The 15021-nt window shown below is 56.2% G+C and carries 14 protein-coding genes and 1 pseudogene; 4 read left to right on the top strand and 11 right to left on the bottom strand.

What is annotated here, in order from left to right:
* Positions 1-472: 472 nt before the first annotated feature.
* Entirely contained in the window at positions 473-1924 is a 1452-nt protein-coding gene (locus PSH79_RS06805; RefSeq protein ID WP_305441855.1) for a hypothetical protein, read from the bottom strand.
* Positions 1873-6750 carry a hypothetical protein gene (locus tag PSH79_RS06800; protein WP_305441854.1) on the bottom strand — a complete coding sequence of 1626 codons (4878 nt, stop codon included), beginning with the start codon at positions 6748-6750 and terminating at the stop codon, positions 1873-1875. Before PSH79_RS06800 ends, PSH79_RS06805 begins: the two co-directional genes overlap by 52 nt.
* A gap of 615 nt (positions 6751-7365) precedes the next feature.
* On the opposite strand from PSH79_RS06800, the gene PSH79_RS06795 reads away from it, so the two are divergent.
* A complete protein-coding gene (locus tag PSH79_RS06795; RefSeq protein ID WP_007957952.1) occupies positions 7366-7545 on the top strand; it encodes a type II toxin-antitoxin system HicA family toxin in 180 nt (59 codons plus the stop codon).
* Positions 7546-7580: 35 nt separating this feature from the next.
* On the top strand, positions 7581-7988 hold the full coding sequence (locus tag PSH79_RS06790; protein ID WP_305441852.1) for a type II toxin-antitoxin system HicB family antitoxin: 408 nt from the start codon (positions 7581-7583) through the stop codon (positions 7986-7988).
* 56 nt (positions 7989-8044) lie between these two features.
* On the opposite strand, the gene PSH79_RS06785 is transcribed toward PSH79_RS06790, so the two are convergent.
* Positions 8045-8407 carry a DUF6124 family protein gene (locus PSH79_RS06785; protein WP_305441851.1) on the bottom strand — a complete coding sequence of 121 codons (363 nt, stop codon included), beginning with the start codon at positions 8405-8407 and terminating at the stop codon, positions 8045-8047.
* Between the two features lie 571 nt (positions 8408-8978).
* Here PSH79_RS06785 and PSH79_RS06780 point away from each other — a divergent pair.
* The gene (locus PSH79_RS06780) at positions 8979-9707 is read left to right on the top strand and encodes a class I SAM-dependent methyltransferase (protein WP_305441850.1); all 729 of its coding nucleotides are present in this window, start codon (positions 8979-8981) and stop codon (positions 9705-9707) included.
* A 134-nt stretch (positions 9708-9841) separates the two neighbouring features.
* Here PSH79_RS06780 and tam read toward each other — a convergent pair whose 3' ends face one another.
* A complete protein-coding gene (gene tam / locus PSH79_RS06775) occupies positions 9842-10612 on the bottom strand; it encodes a trans-aconitate 2-methyltransferase (RefSeq protein WP_305441849.1) in 771 nt (256 codons plus the stop codon).
* A 166-nt stretch (positions 10613-10778) separates the two neighbouring features.
* On the opposite strand from tam, the gene PSH79_RS06770 reads away from it, so the two are divergent.
* On the top strand, positions 10779-11189 hold the full coding sequence (locus PSH79_RS06770; RefSeq protein ID WP_305441848.1) for a low affinity iron permease family protein: 411 nt from the start codon (positions 10779-10781) through the stop codon (positions 11187-11189).
* 92 nt (positions 11190-11281) lie between these two features.
* On the opposite strand, the gene PSH79_RS06765 is transcribed toward PSH79_RS06770, so the two are convergent.
* The 7 genes and pseudogenes from PSH79_RS06765 to PSH79_RS06735 all read right to left on the bottom strand — a co-directional run.
* On the bottom strand, positions 11282-11785 hold the full coding sequence (locus PSH79_RS06765; RefSeq protein WP_305441847.1) for a DUF4142 domain-containing protein: 504 nt from the start codon (positions 11783-11785) through the stop codon (positions 11282-11284).
* 75 nt (positions 11786-11860) lie between these two features.
* Positions 11861-12019, bottom strand: a complete 159-nt coding sequence (locus PSH79_RS06760) for a KGG domain-containing protein (RefSeq protein WP_080762009.1) — start codon at positions 12017-12019, stop codon at positions 11861-11863.
* 126 nt (positions 12020-12145) lie between these two features.
* The gene (locus PSH79_RS06755) at positions 12146-12784 is read right to left on the bottom strand and encodes a LysE family translocator (RefSeq protein ID WP_305441846.1); all 639 of its coding nucleotides are present in this window, start codon (positions 12782-12784) and stop codon (positions 12146-12148) included.
* Between the two features lie 60 nt (positions 12785-12844).
* Complete coding sequence (fos, locus tag PSH79_RS06750; protein ID WP_305441845.1) at positions 12845-13261, bottom strand: fosfomycin resistance glutathione transferase; 417 nt, start codon at positions 13259-13261, stop codon at positions 12845-12847.
* A gap of 4 nt (positions 13262-13265) precedes the next feature.
* Entirely contained in the window at positions 13266-13982 is a 717-nt protein-coding gene (locus tag PSH79_RS06745) for a hypothetical protein (RefSeq protein WP_305441844.1), read from the bottom strand.
* Positions 13983-14019: 37 nt separating this feature from the next.
* Positions 14020-14742 (bottom strand): hypothetical protein, encoded by a 723-nt coding sequence (locus PSH79_RS06740; RefSeq protein WP_305441843.1) that lies wholly within the window; start codon positions 14740-14742, stop codon positions 14020-14022.
* Between the two features lie 21 nt (positions 14743-14763).
* Positions 14764-14907: pseudogene (locus tag PSH79_RS06735) on the bottom strand (LysR family transcriptional regulator); the annotation flags it as partial.
* Between the last annotated feature and the right edge of the window lie 114 nt (positions 14908-15021).

Here is a 15021-nt window from a genome sequence, read left to right as displayed (position 1 = left end):
TTCATTCCCGTCAAAAGCCGATCTTCCAAATCTCGTACGTACCGATTATCTGATCCTGGAAAATCTCACGCTTGCGAATTCCCTCTGCGGGAGTTTCTTGATCATCACTTCAACAAATCCGAACGGGTTTCCTTTGCTTTTCAAAGTCCGCAGAAATCAGCCAGCCCTAGAGTCCGAAATTGATGCTGCTCTGGGGAGATCGGCAAGGCCGCCTTTCCTCAAGCTCAGACCTACAGTTGAAGAGGTCGATGACCTATTTAATGGCGTAAAACGTCATTAGGACAATTTTCTAGATTAGAGGGCGCAACCGCCCAATCACCTTTATGTGTTGTCGGAGTGCGCCTCACGGCCATCGACATCAACCTATTAGCTGCCATTCGTGAAGGTCTGCTATCGGCCTAGAGCTGTCCTTCACAAGGGCTAATTTCGAACTATCGCGGGCATTCAATACTGCAGAGAGGCTGAGATAATGCTATCGACCACAAGGCAAAGCTGCTCGCTCCTCCTCTGTCCAGCACCGCTCCAGAAATATACATGCTTGGCAGCAGGTCCGGCTGTCGATAGCTTGGATGAGGCACCGCGCTTCGCGACGGTCCTGAACGACTTGGTGTGCACAGTGGTGGCGCTGAGTATCAACAAAAAACGCTGGAGGATTGACTGTACGAGCACTGATTGCGGAGTGCATTGTGGCATCAGCTCCGCATTCGGCCCAGCTATGATATCGGCATTCTTGCACGCGGGGTTCTGCGAGGAGAAAGTGCGTCGCACTACCAGTGGCGACGAGCCATTCGTCCGCTTCTGGTAGTGCATCAACCGGCGCTTTCGACAAACGATCGTTACGGAAGCCCGGAAAGGCTGAAAGCTCAGCTAGGGTCAGTTCGCCACCAAGTTCCATAGCGCATGCTGCAACCAGCGTGGCGCCATGGGCACGAACTTCATCCAGATGCGGCGCAAGCGTCTCGATGTCATCATCATTCCGTCGATAGTCGAGTTCGACCGGGGTCTCGTTGTGGATCACTGTGAATAGAGCACCATCTTTGCGGGTAACGAATAGTGCTGGGTAGATCAGGATGCGCGGTCTGGGGGTGAACAGCTTACTGCCGGTTCGCTCATAGTGGACATGCACACCCTGAAAGGCGCCGGAGACTTCGCCTAGCTCCAAGTATCGCCTCAGTTGTGCCGGACGCAAAGGCACCGGTGCGTCCATGGTCAACGTCGAACGATGGAGAAGGTCGAAGATCTCCTCCGCTCGCTCCTTAAGCTGTGCGCGTGTGAAGGTCGCGATATCGTCTGGCCGAGCAGCGCCTAGGAAAGTTTCAACTGGCGTCTTGAACACCACCATCCACTCGCCGCTGATGATGACGGCTCTGGGTAAGTAGTGGCTGTAACGCTCCTTGAGTGTTTGGACATAACCGCTGACTTGCCGCAGATAGCTGTCCCACTCTCCAATGATCGGCGAAGTATCCTCGGCCTTTCCTCCCCGTATATGTTGGATCGCAGCGACAAGTAGTGCGGCCTCACTATTGTGTTGACCGTCCCCTCGAGCCGAGATCGCAGGTTTGTCCCAAGCTTTGGCTTCTATCAGCAAGAGTGGTGTCCCACTGATGTCGGCGACACCTACATAGTCCATGAACCTCGTGGTGTTCGCTTGTAGGCGTGCCTCTTCAAGGACATTGCCCAATGCGCCAAGTCGCCACCCAAGGTGTGTAAGCAATTCATCCACGAATAACAGACGCGTATCATGTTCGTGGGGACGGCGATTCGGGTCGAGCTCTGCGTAAGGGTCTCGCTGCGGTCTTGCTAGCTCCTGCTCTAACGTAATGAGGAGGTCGCTGAGCCCCCGCTTAAAGAGGTTTTGTAGCGCAGCCCGATTCACTGGATAAATTCCGGCAGACGATAAAGCAAGCGCCGTGCCGCCGGCCATCCGGCGTCCATGAAGATTTCTAGGCAGTCAATAAGCTCTGCGCGCCTGGCTGAGTCCTCAAAGATTTCCTTGTGGTCAGCAAGGAAGACACCTACGAGTTTGACAAGTAGGTCCACGCCCAAAGTATCGTTTTGATAGCCTAATCGAGTACTCGATTGAAGAATGCTAATTGCTAAATCGAAGGTAGCCCCCGCGTCTACATCGACTAAGCGCTCGACGAGCTGAAGCAGATAGTATGTGGTGTGCGGTTGAGCATACTCGCCGATCCGCTTTAGGAGATCTGCGTTTTCTTGTAGGAACACCCGCAGACCTGAGCGGAAATCTGAGTCGTTGTCAGCCGACCGATTGCTGTTCTCGTCAGTCGCAAAAAACATCTGCATACCTGCCGTGTCGATCAACCGCGCGCACTCCCGAACCTCTTCGCTTGCTGTCCCATCCAAATCTGGAGTCATGACATACCTGGCGAGGCGGGTATTTGCAGCATTTACAATGTCAGAGATAAGCGTTTGGGAGCGCTGGCGGATGCTGACATACTTGTCGGGGGTATCAGCGATCCCGGCAACAATGGCGTCGCGCAATGCGGCTAAGATTGTATTTGTTGCTTCGGAGTGCTTCCACGGCTCTCCTACCCATTGATCGATAACAGCCTTTGCCCCTGTCGAGTTATAGGTGACCCAAAGAATTGTGAGGTTATCTGCGATAGCTTTATGCAGACGCCGTTCTCGATCTGACCCCGATGTCTCCCGCTGTGACAGCATCAACAACAACTCTAGACTTCGATGCTGATCTGAATGTATCAAGCGAGAGACAACCCCACCAAGAAGATGCTCGATGACACTTAGATTAGGTTCTTTCGTAAGGTGTCCATTCAGAAGATGCCAGAAACGATCACGATCTAGGTCCCAAATTCGGACAAGACGGATCGATGCGCTCAGCCGGACGGCTGGATGGGAATCCGAAAGCAGATCCTCCGCCTGCGCACCCAGTTGGGGGTAGAGATCTGCTCGTTGGGCAAAGAGATCCCAATAAGCTTGTGCTGCTTCAACCCGCGCTGCGGGGCTCCCCCAAGCAGCAGACTTTTCGAACTCGGTCTCCGTGTCAGCCTCAAGCTCAGGACTTTCGGATCTAGCAGCTATTTCCAACAGTGCTTTAAATTCTGCATCTTGTTTAAGCGTAGGAGGCACCTCCTTCGATACCAGCAACTGTCGCGATACGATGGCTTCGCAGCCTTGACCAATGATCCCCTCCGCATGCCGCTTAAGACCGACGTGTGCTACATCGTCATCTAGTAGGGTTTGTATGGATTTGAGCGCTGCGAGCGAGTCTTTAAGGGAGGTCACTGCGGCATCGTCAGACTTCGATTCAAGCCCAAGCAGTATCTCCGCGGCTTTGATCGCGTTTATGACAGGCGAGTTCTCAGGCGCATCTTTGTCTAGACCTCGCATCCAGAAAAAGTCCTCCGGAGTGCTCCAGCCGGAACGGATTGTGAATAGCCTGTCATTTGTTGCGGTCTGACCTTGGGCAGACGCATCGCAGATTCGGCTAGCTTCGCCAGTGATCAAATTTTCCCTGCCGAGCGCACCGAAAAGGCGCTCTAAGAAGGCCCTGCGAGCTTCGTCGTGATGTGAAAACTGCGAAAACTCGAAGTGAAGCACACTCTCTTCGAATGCCTGCCGTTCTTCCTTTGAACGTCGAACATAGCCTTTCGCAACGAGATCAATTGCGTCCTTTCGAGTATCGGGGAGAACGAGAAAGGGCTCTGTCACTGCTATGGGCCAGAGCAGGTCGACTAGACCATCGGAGCGCTCGACAGCGCAGAGGAACATCCGAGACCAGAAGATCGCTAAAGAAGCCTCATCGATTAGGATATCGATCAAAACCACAGCCTCAGGCTCGGTTGCGGCTTTGAGGCGCTCGCGCAACTTGGTCACTAGGCGCTCTGCATCACGGTCGTGAGTGCTGTCGGGATCATGCGCCCACACGTAGCTGCGGTCTTCTCGCAGATGGATTGATCTTCCTCCAGCCTGAAACTCTATGTTTAGAGCTTCGTCGGAGATTGCATGCTCACGTGCGACGTATCCTTCGATCGCATTGACGACAGCCCTAATTGCAGCTCTTGGATGCAGTTGTAGAAATTTTGGCAGGTACTCGCCCAGTGACCATCGTGCCATCCCGTAATCCTGCCGGGCATTGGAGGTTAGGTTGAGGATTTGGCTATGGTTGATCCTGGTCTGGTGATCGTCCGTCACTTCGTAATCAAATACCGTCCGGTAGACAACTGTAGCGACGAACTCTGGGTCGACTTCTCCGATTGCTGCAATCTTGTAACAGACCGCTGGTACCTCGGCATGCCCGAAACGGTCTAGTCGATCGCGGTCGAACAACTGGGCTATCAAGCCTCGAGACGCAGCGATGTCACTTCCGTAGGTGGCAATGACGAAATCAATGGCGCTTCTGACAATGAACCCCGGCTCGAGCTGGATAAGCCCGTACGTCAATAGTGCGCGTGCGGCTTGGCCAAGCATTGGTTGGAACGCGTCATCTTCGGTTCTTCCAATAAGATTGTGGAGCAGAAAGCGAAGAGTATTAGCGACGTTGCTCGGAGCAGCCGCCAATCGATCGGCGAGACAAACCCATGGCCCCAGAACTACCTCTTTTTCGTCTTCCAGCCGCACAGCCAAAGCACCTGTGACATGTGACAGGGTCTCTAGAGCCCCCTTGTTACCCGCGATGGCTAGATTCCCGAGTTGAAGGCAATCATTGGCCGAAGTTGGAAACTCTGCACCCAATCGGCCAGCAGTGCTGCGGATGATTGGGTCGGCATCTTTTTCATTGATGAGGTTGCCCAAAGCCCCCCAAAAACGTTCGTGGTCAGGGTCAGACTCCCAAATTTCGCGGAGTACGAATCCAAGTGCTGGTGATAGCATCAGTCCCAGCGCGTCAATCTTACTGAATCGATAAGTCCTGTTACTTATAGCGCCTGGGTCTAGGTAGAGCCGCGCGGCTGCATAATCGAAGAGGAGATGATGTCGGAACTGTACCCACCGTTCATTATCAACGACCACGAGTACACCCTCTCTACAGAGGGTGTCGATCATCGCCGGGGCGTCAAATGCCACCTCACATTTTGGTGCGCGAAGCGCCCGCGCCTTTACCATGAATTGCACCACGCGCATGAGGCTACTCGTTGCTGGTGAACCGTGGCCTTCCACACGGTGCTCCCAATAAAGGCGTAATAAGTCGGCTTGGGAAGCGACTGCGTGTAGTTTCTTTACCGCGTTACCCGAAATCAATTCGCTCAGAAGTCGGGTATTGAACGGCACCATGGCCAAGTCACGCAGACGCGGCGGCGAGTTTGTAAGACAAGTAGCCAAGGCAGGTGACTGTTGGAGGAGTTGCTCAAACTCCGCTTCTGACCACGAGGGCACCTGAATATGTGAAACGTTTGAGAAGGATGGATCTGCGAGCGACGTCTGCGGCGGTGTTCCTCTGAAAAGAGCACGTAGCTGTTGACCCATGCGCAGGTCGAAATTACGAATCGATGCCACAACGTTCCAGCGCCCCTTCCGCTCAAGAACTCGCTCGATAAGAGTTCGAAAGATGTTTTCGCCATGACCGCCGCGCGTTGCGTCCAATGCATCCACAATTAGATAGGCCTTCCCCGGTCCATCCCAAGCTTCAAGGACATCAAGGATCGGATGCTTTAATCCGACTTCACGGGATAAGCCTTCGAGGCTTTCAATTGAGTAGCGATCAACGGCAAGTTGAAGAACATCTAAACCGTCCTCGTCCAGCTTCTGCGCAAGAGCATTCAGAACACCGCTCTTGCCAGCTCCGGGCTCACCGATAATGAGCAGGGGACCGCTACGCACCGCCGCCTCAATCGCGGTTTGGCAGTCGCGACGCACGGACAATGATTCGCCGTTGCCTACGTCGATCTTTTCATAGCTGGCGAGCGCTTCTGCGATTTGCTTGGAGTGTCGCTTAAGCGCCTGGATATCACTGAGATACTCGGGAGGTGCGTTGAGCGCGATACCACGGCTGGCGAGTAGTTGTCGCCAAACGTGCAGGTCTCCGCCGCCACGCTCCTTCATCAACTGACCGCTTAAATCGGACAAGGACGCGAATGCTGCCGTGGCATCTACTTCTGGTCCAAAGACTTTGATAAGGGAGCCGCTCGCTAACGCGTACCCTTGGTCTCCGTCAAAGGTGAATATGTCTACAAGTTTCGCTAGCTCCAGCAGCAGATCATCGTTAAATGGACTTTTGGTGACGCTCGCCCAAGCACGCTCGACCAAGCTTGAGAACACTTGATAAGCGCGTTGTTGTGCCTGGTTGAGTGCGCCTCCGCCTGGCTGTGAAATGAGGCGTAGCGCGGTCGGTAAATCGTTTTTAATCTGGGCTGAGGCTTGAGGGCTTACAGCCAGCACCAATCGGTCTAGGAGCGGATCGAGGGGGCGATTCCACCCCATAGTGCCATCACCTTGCTGAGCGACGAGCCAATGGCGAACGAACTGCGAGATTGTCTTCCCCAACGGTGAGCTAGGGTCGTCACTAAGATTTGCAGTTGTCTTAGCCTGAACGGCGATGTAACCGCCGACGCTGGTCTTGATCAGAAGATCGTCGACGGGTGCCTCTGTTTCGAAACGTACCCATTCAGGAGTAGCGGCTCCAAGGCGAAAGCTGTCGTCTAGCCTGTCGCCCGCGAGAATCCATGATGAGAAGAGCGCCCCGAGCTGTTGTTCGAAACGTATCCCGGCGCTGGTCGCAGCGCCACCACCACCTATTCGGTCACTGGGGGAGGGATTTTGCGGTGTGTGGGTCAAGGCACATTTCCGTTCTACGTCTGACAATCGGTTAGTGATAGCTGGGTTCACTCGCATTAGCAACCCGTCTAGTCACAGGCTGCCCACCGTGACCGGACTTGAATCTGCGTTACATCTCCCATTTTTGCACCCCCTTCTAACTACCATAATCACGCCAATGCATCGTCTAATGCTTAACTCAGCGTCCGCTTCTGGCCGACAGCAGCCGTGAACAACGTGGAGGGTTTACATAGCTAGCTTGATACCCAACGCAGCCCTGCCCTCCGACCGAGGACAGAGAAATCCATTACTAGCAAATGGGTTGGATGTTTACTGTTGATTCCTTCACCCGCTCCAATCGAATTTTTGTCTCACGTTGTTTTTTGACGGAGGATGCAGAAACAGAAAAAACCGGCTCTAGCGCCGGTTTTTTTGTGTCTGAAAATTCGCTTCATTCCAGCCTGTCCAAACAACGAAAAAGCCTGCAACACACCCTCCATTCCTTCGCTGTATCCCTATCTAGACTGCTTCAAACCACGGAGCTGAGTAACGGACGATGACCGCTCGGTGGTTATAGTGTTGATCATGAAGAATCAGTAGGTATAGTACCCACCAAGCACACCACAAGGAGGTGTTGTGAATAGCCGTTTTTTAATCGGCCAACTCGTCGCAGACGGTTGGTATTTAGTACGAGTCAGAGGCAGTCACCATCACTTCAAGCATCCCACCAAGCCTGGACTGGTCACGGTGCCGCATCCGAAGAAAGATCTGCTGAAGAAAACGGCCATCAGTATTTTGCAACAGGCGCTGCTTTGACTGGCTTAGTCAGCGGCGCCATAGAGGACACGAACATGCTCTACCCGATTGCGATTTCAATAGGTGATGAGGAACACGCCTGGGGCGTGGAAGTGCCGGACATTCCCGGCTGTTTTTCGGCGGGCGATGATCTGGATGATGCCGTCGCTATGGCTCGTGAAGCCATTGAGGGGCATTTCGAGATTTTGGCTGAGGACGGTGCGCCGATCCCGGTTGCCAGCAAACTTGGCGTGAACGTGGCCAATCCCAAGTACGCGGGATGTGCATGGGCGGTGGTGGATATTGATGTCGTGAAGTACCTGGGCAAAGCCCAGAAACTCAACATCACCCTGCCGGGGCATTTGCTTAATCGCATCGATGAGTACGTGTTGCATCACCCGGAAGAGAAGAGTCGTTCGGGGTTTCTGGCTTCGGCGGCTTTGAAGGTTTTGCAGCAGGGTTGACCCACCACTGACCTGTGGCGAGGGAGCAAGCTGCCTCGCCACAGGTTATCTATCGCTTACTGGTCCGGCACCACGTTATCCAGCGCCTTATTCACCGCCAACTCACTCAACATCACAATCTGCGCAATGCCAAGCGCGGTCTTGCGGTGTGAGGTGTCGAGCATCGCGGCAAAGTTGTTGAGCAGGGTGGTGGCCGAGCCGAGGGTTTCGCTGGCGTTGGCCAGCAGGGATTCGGTGTCGTACTTAGGGTTGGCGAGGAACATCGGTTCGGGTTCGTTGGTTGAGCCCATGATTTGGGCGGCGGGGCTGAGGTAGTGGTCGAGGGCGCGTTCGGCGGCTTCGTGAAATTTCTTCGAACCGGGCGATTCGTAGGGGGATGCCGGATCGGTGTCTGGCGGGTTTGGCGTAATTTTGAACATGGAATCTTCCTCTATCGGTAACCGCAACCATCCCGCTGCTATACGAAAGGGTGGCAGCTGTACGCAAGTTAGCAGACCGGTAGGAAGACCAAAAACCCGGCGCATCCGAAGATGCCATGCGCACAGCCACCATCAAGCGCAGGCGAATACCTGACTGGAAGATGCACGTGCAACCGTTGGTCAAACCTAGCCGGGCTGCTAAACCCGATCACTGGAAATCAGTGACGCGAACCAAGTTACCGACCGCCCCCGAGGCGCACAAGCCGGCGGATTCTGGCGTAGCGGTAGGCAACGACGCAAGGATTTGTAGGCTTCAGGACGTAACATCGAACGCCTTTAAACGCAGCCAGCAGAAAGCGTTTACACACCATGAAAAAACGGAGAATCGTCCGACATTACAGATCCACAACACTCCTCCGGTTCTCACTTTCCCCACGACCCGCTAGCCTTTCTCCATCGACCACCACCCTCCCCCTGCGCGGCCATCGACGAATACGCGTCATCACTTTCGAGGGAATCCCAATCGCGGCCACTTTGCCGCTGACGACCGAACTCAAAAGAGCACTCCCTCATGACTCAAAACATCTACGACGATCCCGAATTCTTCCAGGGCTACAGCCAAATGAACCGCTCCATCGGCGGCCTCGATGCAGCGCCGGAATGGCCGGCGCTCAAGGCGCTATTGCCCTCCATGCACGGTCTGAACGTGGTGGACCTGGGTTGCGGATATGGCTGGTTCAGCCGCTGGGCCAGTGAACACGGCGCCGCGAGCGTCCTGGCTCTGGACGTTTCGGAAAAGATGCTGGAACGGGCACACGAAACCACTACGGCGGCGAACATCCGTTATGAACGCGCCGACCTGGAACAACTCGACTTGCCCGCCTGCAGTTTCGACCTGGCCTATAGCGCTCTGGCGCTGCACTACATCAAGGATCTGCCGGGGCTGTTTGCTCACCTCTACGCGGCGCTGAAACCGGGGTCACACTTTGTGTTTTCCATCGAACACCCGATCTTCATGGCGCCGCGCAATCCCGGTTGGCTGATCGACAGCGAAGGTCGCAAGCGCTGGCCGCTGGACAGCTACCAGATGGAGGGTGAGCGGGTGACCCATTGGCTGGCCGAGGGTGTGATCAAGCAACATCGCACGGTGGGGACATTGCTCAATTCGCTGATCGCTGCCGGCTTCAACATTCGCCATGTTAACGAGTGGGGGCCGAGCGATGCGGAAGTGGCCGCGCAACCGGCGCTGGCTGAAGAGCGGGAGCGGCCGATGATGATGTTGGTGGCGGTGCAGCGCTAGGAACGATCAATCACAACTGTGGCGAGGGGATTTACCCGATGGGGTGCGTAGCGCCCCCAAAAAGAGGGCCTGCTGCGCAGTCCATCGGGGATAAATCCCCTCGCCACAAATTCACTGCGCCGGAAGGATTTCCTTCAACGTGTCGCAACGATAAACAATCGCGGAAACGGCAACAGCACCGACCCATCGGCCAACGCCGGATAGGCTCGCGCAACCTCAGCCAGATACTGCTCCAGATACTGCGCCCGCTCGCCTTCAGTCAGCGGACTCAGAAACGGAATCAACCCGCTACCCTTGAACCACTCCACCACCCCCGCCGCCCCGCCGGGCAACTGATGATGATAGGTGGTGCGCCACACATCGACCCGCGCGCAATGTGGTCGCAGCATCGAGAAGTATTCGCTGGCACTGGCCATATCGGTGCGCTGCCCCGCCGCACCAGCGAGTTTTGCGGCCCACGGGCCATTCGCGGCGACTTCGCGCATCAGCCGATGGGACGGCTCATTGAGATTGTCCGGCATCTGGATCGCCAGGCTGCCCCCCGCAGACAACTTGCCCGCCAGCGCTGGCAGTAGCGAAGCGTGATCCGGCACCCACTGCAAAACAGCATTGGCAAAGATCACATCGAACGGGCCTTGATCGGCCCACTGATCAATCTCGGCGACATCGAACTGCAACTGCGGAAGTCGTTTGCGGGCGGCGTCGATCATGTCGGGCGAGCTGTCCAGGCCACTGACTTTTGCCCCCGGAAAACGCTGCACCAGCAACTCCGTCGAGTTACCGGGCCCACAACCGATATCCACCACTGTCCGGGCCTCTGCCGTGGGAATCGCCGCGAGCAGATCGCGGGCTGGTCGGGTGCGTTCATCTTCGAAAGCGACGTATTGTTTGGCGGACCAACTCATTGCGTTCTCCTGTCGGGGCAAAAAAACCGCGTGGCGCCACGATACAGCTAACCGCCAGAGCGGGCCTCCCTACCAACGTCGAGCAACTTGGCTGAATTTGTAATTAGAATTTTCAAGGGCCAGCAGATGTCTGAATTTCACGCACTCCCCAATAAGGAATACAGCCATGAAATTCGCCAAGATCTCGCAGAAGCTCGCCCTGTGGGCCGGTAGCCCCAAGACCTTTATGGGGGCGTTGATCCTGATCGGTCTGTGGGGGATGAGCGGGCCGATTTTCAGCTACAACGACACCTGGCAACTGATCATCAACACCTCGACGACGATCATCACGTTCCTGATGGTGTTCCTGATCCAGAACACGCAGAACCGCGACACCGACATCCTGCATCTGAAGATTGATGAATTGCTGCGGGTGAACAAAGAGGCGCAGAACGCGATGCTGGGGCTGGAGGCGCTGGATCTGAAGCAGCTGGAAGCCTTGCGCAAGCACTACCGGACGTTGGGCGAAAGTGAGGTTTTCAATCTTGAGGGGTTGGGTGAGAAGAGCAAGCCGAAGCAGGATTTGAACGAGTGCTGATTTAAAAGCAAAAGATCGCAGCCTTCGGCAGCGCCTACACAAAGCCCGGTAGGAGTTGTCGAAGGCTGCGATCTTTTGATCTTTAACTCAAATCAGCGGCTGGCTTGCAGCGACCGAGCCATCTGCAGATGGTTTTGCAGTTTGGGCAAGGTCTCATCGGCGAAGGCTTTGATCTCCGGCACGTCGGTGGTCTGCGCTTGCTGCTGGATCTGCTGGATGGCTTCTTCCGTGGCTTTGACCTGACTGGCCGCATAGGCCTGATCGAAGGTCGCGCCGTCTTTGACTTCAGGAATCATTTCCTTGGCCTTGTCGGCCATTTGGTCACGCGGCGCGACGGGCAAGTCGAGCTTCTTGGCGATTTTCGCCAAGTGCTGATTGGCCGTGGTGCGGTCGTTGATGACGACGATGGTGTAGTCCTTGACCTCTTTGGATTCGGACTTCTGGTGCGCCAGGCGGCTGGCTTCGATGTCGGCCATGCCTTTGGCTGACGCATCGTTGATGAATTCGGCAGGCGACTGGGCAAAGGCGCTGCTGGCGAATAACCCTAAAACGATGACAAAACTTAAACGACGTACGTGGGTGGCCATCCGGCTCATGGTCGCGCCCTCCTTCTTGCTGAATTCAAGCGGGAGCTTGCGCCCCCGCCTCTCAATCAAAACTACCTTCACCGACTACTTCGATTTCTGAGCAGGCTTGCGGCCCGTTTCTGTTTTCGCAGGCTCTTTATCGACCGTCGTTGTGGTGGTTTTCCCACCCTTGCGACCGGCTTCAGACGCCTTCGTTCGATCGTTGGCGAAGTTTCCCGAGTTCGAGTTTCTTGAATTAGGCATGATTCTCTACCTCTTGGTATTGATCGCGGCGAGCAGGTGCCCGCCTAGATTGAGAATTTTCTGCCCGGCAAAGGTTTAGAAAAGTTGCCGGCTGCGCGACGAACGGTGAAAACCGAACCACGAACATCAAGCCTTGTTCGGCAGCAGCCCCGGCAGCGCATGCATCAGCGCATTGATGGCGAAACCGATAAACATCACGCCACACAAGCGGGTGATCAGCAGTTCGTGACGCTGATAGACCGTGCGCACCCGCTGCGCGCCGACCACGCCGATGAGAATCGCGTAAGCCAGCAACCCGCCGAGGAAACTCAGGGCGATCAGCGCCGGCAGCATCGACCAGTTGAGCAGTTCGGCGCGGCTCGACAACAGCGCGGTAAACGTCGCCACCGCCACCGGATAGGCCTTGGGGTTGGTCAGGCCGAACAGGATGCCGTGCCAGAACGGATTGCGCGCTGCGCCCTGCGGCTGATCATCGCTGCGACGCTGGGCACGTACCGCACGCCAGCCGAGCCAGAACAGGTACAAGCCGCTGAGCACACCGAGTACATCAAACGCGGTGCTGCCGATTTCCCGCGCGCCGACAATCGCGATCAACGCGGTGCTGCACCAGACCACATCGCCGAGCAGATGCCCGCAGAGAAACCCCGCCCCGGCGCGCCGCCCGTGCGCCGCGCCAATGCCGAACACCGCCAGCACGCCCGGCCCGGGAGTGATGCCGTAAATGAAACCCGAGGCCAGCACGGCCATTAGCAACGATGGAGTCATGGAAAACCTGCAAGCGCCAGAATACGTGGCGGCCAGTCTATATCAGCCGATTGTGCGTGTTCACGGCTCGTCGTAAAAACGCATGCCGGCATACGGTTTCAGCCGACATGCCGCCAGCCGCGAGGCGAGATCGCCGACGTGGGCTTCGAGCTTGTGGCCGTCGGGGTCGAGAAAGTAGAACGACGCACCTTCGCTGCGATTGTCCCGCCATTCCCGCACGCTGGCCGCTTTCAGCTGTTCGACGAACAGCGGAAAATCCGCCGCGCCGAGGCTGAAGGCGTAATGGGTGTAGTCGGCGCACGGCTCGGCCGTGCGCTGCGAATCAAACGACAGGCACAACCACAGCCCCGGCAGCGACAGATAGGCGCCGGCGTCCCACGTGGCTTCGACGCGCAGACCCAACACATCGCGATAGAACGCGAGGCTGCGGGTGAGATCGCTGACGGCGAGGGTCAGGTGGTTGAGGCCGGTGAGCATCGGATCAGTAACCTCTGAAGTCTTCTGGGACGGTGTATTGCTGGCCGTCGTAGGTCAGGGTGATTTGGGTCTTTTTCAGCACGGTGTCTTTCGAAACGCACTGTTTACCCGACTGGGTGTTTTTCATCTTGCTGCCGCTGGTGGTGATGATCAAATCGGCGAGACCGTTGTGACTCGTGGTGCCGATGTCGACTGTCCGGCGAATTTTCTTCATGTAGCCTTCGCAGTCATTCATGAACTCACCGTTGTTCTTGTAGACCACCAACCCTTCCAGCACCGGGCGCAGCTTGTCGCCTTCACGGACATACAGCGCCAGATCGGTTTTCTCGTAGGGAATGGCGTGGGAACTGTGGGTGAACTTCGAACGCAGGCCAAAAGCCCGAACGTCCGACGCCAGTCGGTAGCGGCCCGTGTCGACGCGAAGATCATCAAACCGCACGGCATCGGAGTTGTAGGCGCCCGGTTTACGGTAAGTGGCGATGGGGTTTGCGTTGCTGGCATTGACGAGCGCCAGATCCAGATCGAACACCCCGGCATCGTCGTCGCCGGGGTCGGCCAGGTACGTGGATTTGACCGCAATCGCCTGCGACGGGAAGGCTGGCCAGACGATGCAGCGTGACAAGGATTGGCCGTCGAAGGCCTTTGTAGTGCAAGCGGCCTGGGCTTGGGCGGTGAGAGCCAGAAAACCGAGGGCGATAAGGAGTCTGGTGGGGCTGAGCATGGTTCTTCCTTGATAAAAGTCGTGTTTGGCAGATCAGTCAGAGACCTTTGAAACCGGGTGGCAGGACGTAAGTTTTTCCGTCGTAGTGCAAGGTTGTCAAAACCGGTTTGTAGACCTTGGATTTATCGTCACAAGCGTTGTCGTCACCCACACTTGTCGTGTCTGTTTGCTGGGTTTTGACGATCAAGTCGGCGTAACCGTGGGAGCTGGTTTTAGCAATTTCGACGGTTCTTGAAATCTCGAAACGCTCGCCGGTGCAGATGTCATCCCACTCGCCGCCGTACTCATAAACCAACAACTGACGCAGGACCGGACGCAACTTTTCGCCCTCTCTCACGTAGAGCGTCAGTTGGCTTTCATCTCTGGGATTGAGGCGCGAACCGTTAGTGAGACGTGCGCGTACACCAAAGGCTCGAAGGTCGGGAGTGAGTTTGTAGCGCGCCGTATCGAGGGCCAGTTCTCGCAAGTGGACGCCATCCATGACGAAGGCAGCGGCCTGGTGATAAGTGGCAACCGGATTCGCTTGACCATCCTGCAAAACGGACAAATCCAGATCATGAGCACCGAGCGCTTCAGCGGTGCCACGCACAAACTGCGTCTTGGCGCTGAGGGTCAGCCCCGGGTAAGCCGGCCAGTCCTTGCAGACAGACACATCCTCCTCACCCGCAACCGGCGCCGGCGTGCACTCGGCAAACACCTGCCCTGCCATCAACCCTGCGCACAGCGCCACACACCCGACCCATCCAGACTTCACTGTCACGTCCCGCTCCTTGATGACTTTTCAGCCGCGCACTATCCCCTCCTCAATCTTCTGATTCAACCCATTCAACGCCTGATCCCCGCCCCGGCGCTTATGCCAAGCCAGCACAAACGAAAACGGCGGTATCTCGAACGGCGGAGGCAAGACGATTAATTCGTGCTCATCGCCTGCATGCGAATACTGCTGATCAGACTGAATGCCATGCTGCGAGACGGCACCGAATGGCGGTGACGGATGGCGGGGTAAGACAGTTGCTCCCACAGGGATTGGCATTGGACA

The sequence above is a fragment of the Pseudomonas sp. FP2196 genome (assembly GCF_030687715.1).
Classification (GTDB): domain Bacteria; phylum Pseudomonadota; class Gammaproteobacteria; order Pseudomonadales; family Pseudomonadaceae; genus Aquipseudomonas.
The sequence above is the reverse complement of the archived record's forward strand: the minus strand, read 5'-3'. Positions and strand labels throughout refer to the sequence as shown.

What these genes read in the sequence shown, in the direction of transcription:
- PSH79_RS06805 (WP_305441855.1), bottom strand. Translation starts at nt 1,924, where the DNA reads ATGGCCGGCGGCACGGCGCTTGCTTTATCGTCTGCCGGAATTTATCCA.
- PSH79_RS06790 (WP_305441852.1), top strand. Translation starts at nt 7,581, where the DNA reads ATGCTCTACCCGATTGCGATTTCAATAGGTGATGAGGAACACGCCTGG.
- PSH79_RS06785 (WP_305441851.1), bottom strand. Translation starts at nt 8,407, where the DNA reads ATGTTCAAAATTACGCCAAACCCGCCAGACACCGATCCGGCATCCCCC.
- PSH79_RS06780 (WP_305441850.1), top strand. Translation starts at nt 8,979, where the DNA reads ATGACTCAAAACATCTACGACGATCCCGAATTCTTCCAGGGCTACAGC.
- tam (WP_305441849.1), bottom strand. Translation starts at nt 10,612, where the DNA reads ATGAGTTGGTCCGCCAAACAATACGTCGCTTTCGAAGATGAACGCACC.
- PSH79_RS06770 (WP_305441848.1), top strand. Translation starts at nt 10,779, where the DNA reads ATGAAATTCGCCAAGATCTCGCAGAAGCTCGCCCTGTGGGCCGGTAGC.
- PSH79_RS06765 (WP_305441847.1), bottom strand. Translation starts at nt 11,785, where the DNA reads ATGAGCCGGATGGCCACCCACGTACGTCGTTTAAGTTTTGTCATCGTT.
- PSH79_RS06760 (WP_080762009.1), bottom strand. Translation starts at nt 12,019, where the DNA reads ATGCCTAATTCAAGAAACTCGAACTCGGGAAACTTCGCCAACGATCGA.
- PSH79_RS06755 (WP_305441846.1), bottom strand. Translation starts at nt 12,784, where the DNA reads ATGACTCCATCGTTGCTAATGGCCGTGCTGGCCTCGGGTTTCATTTAC.
- fos (WP_305441845.1), bottom strand. Translation starts at nt 13,261, where the DNA reads ATGCTCACCGGCCTCAACCACCTGACCCTCGCCGTCAGCGATCTCACC.
- PSH79_RS06745 (WP_305441844.1), bottom strand. Translation starts at nt 13,982, where the DNA reads ATGCTCAGCCCCACCAGACTCCTTATCGCCCTCGGTTTTCTGGCTCTC.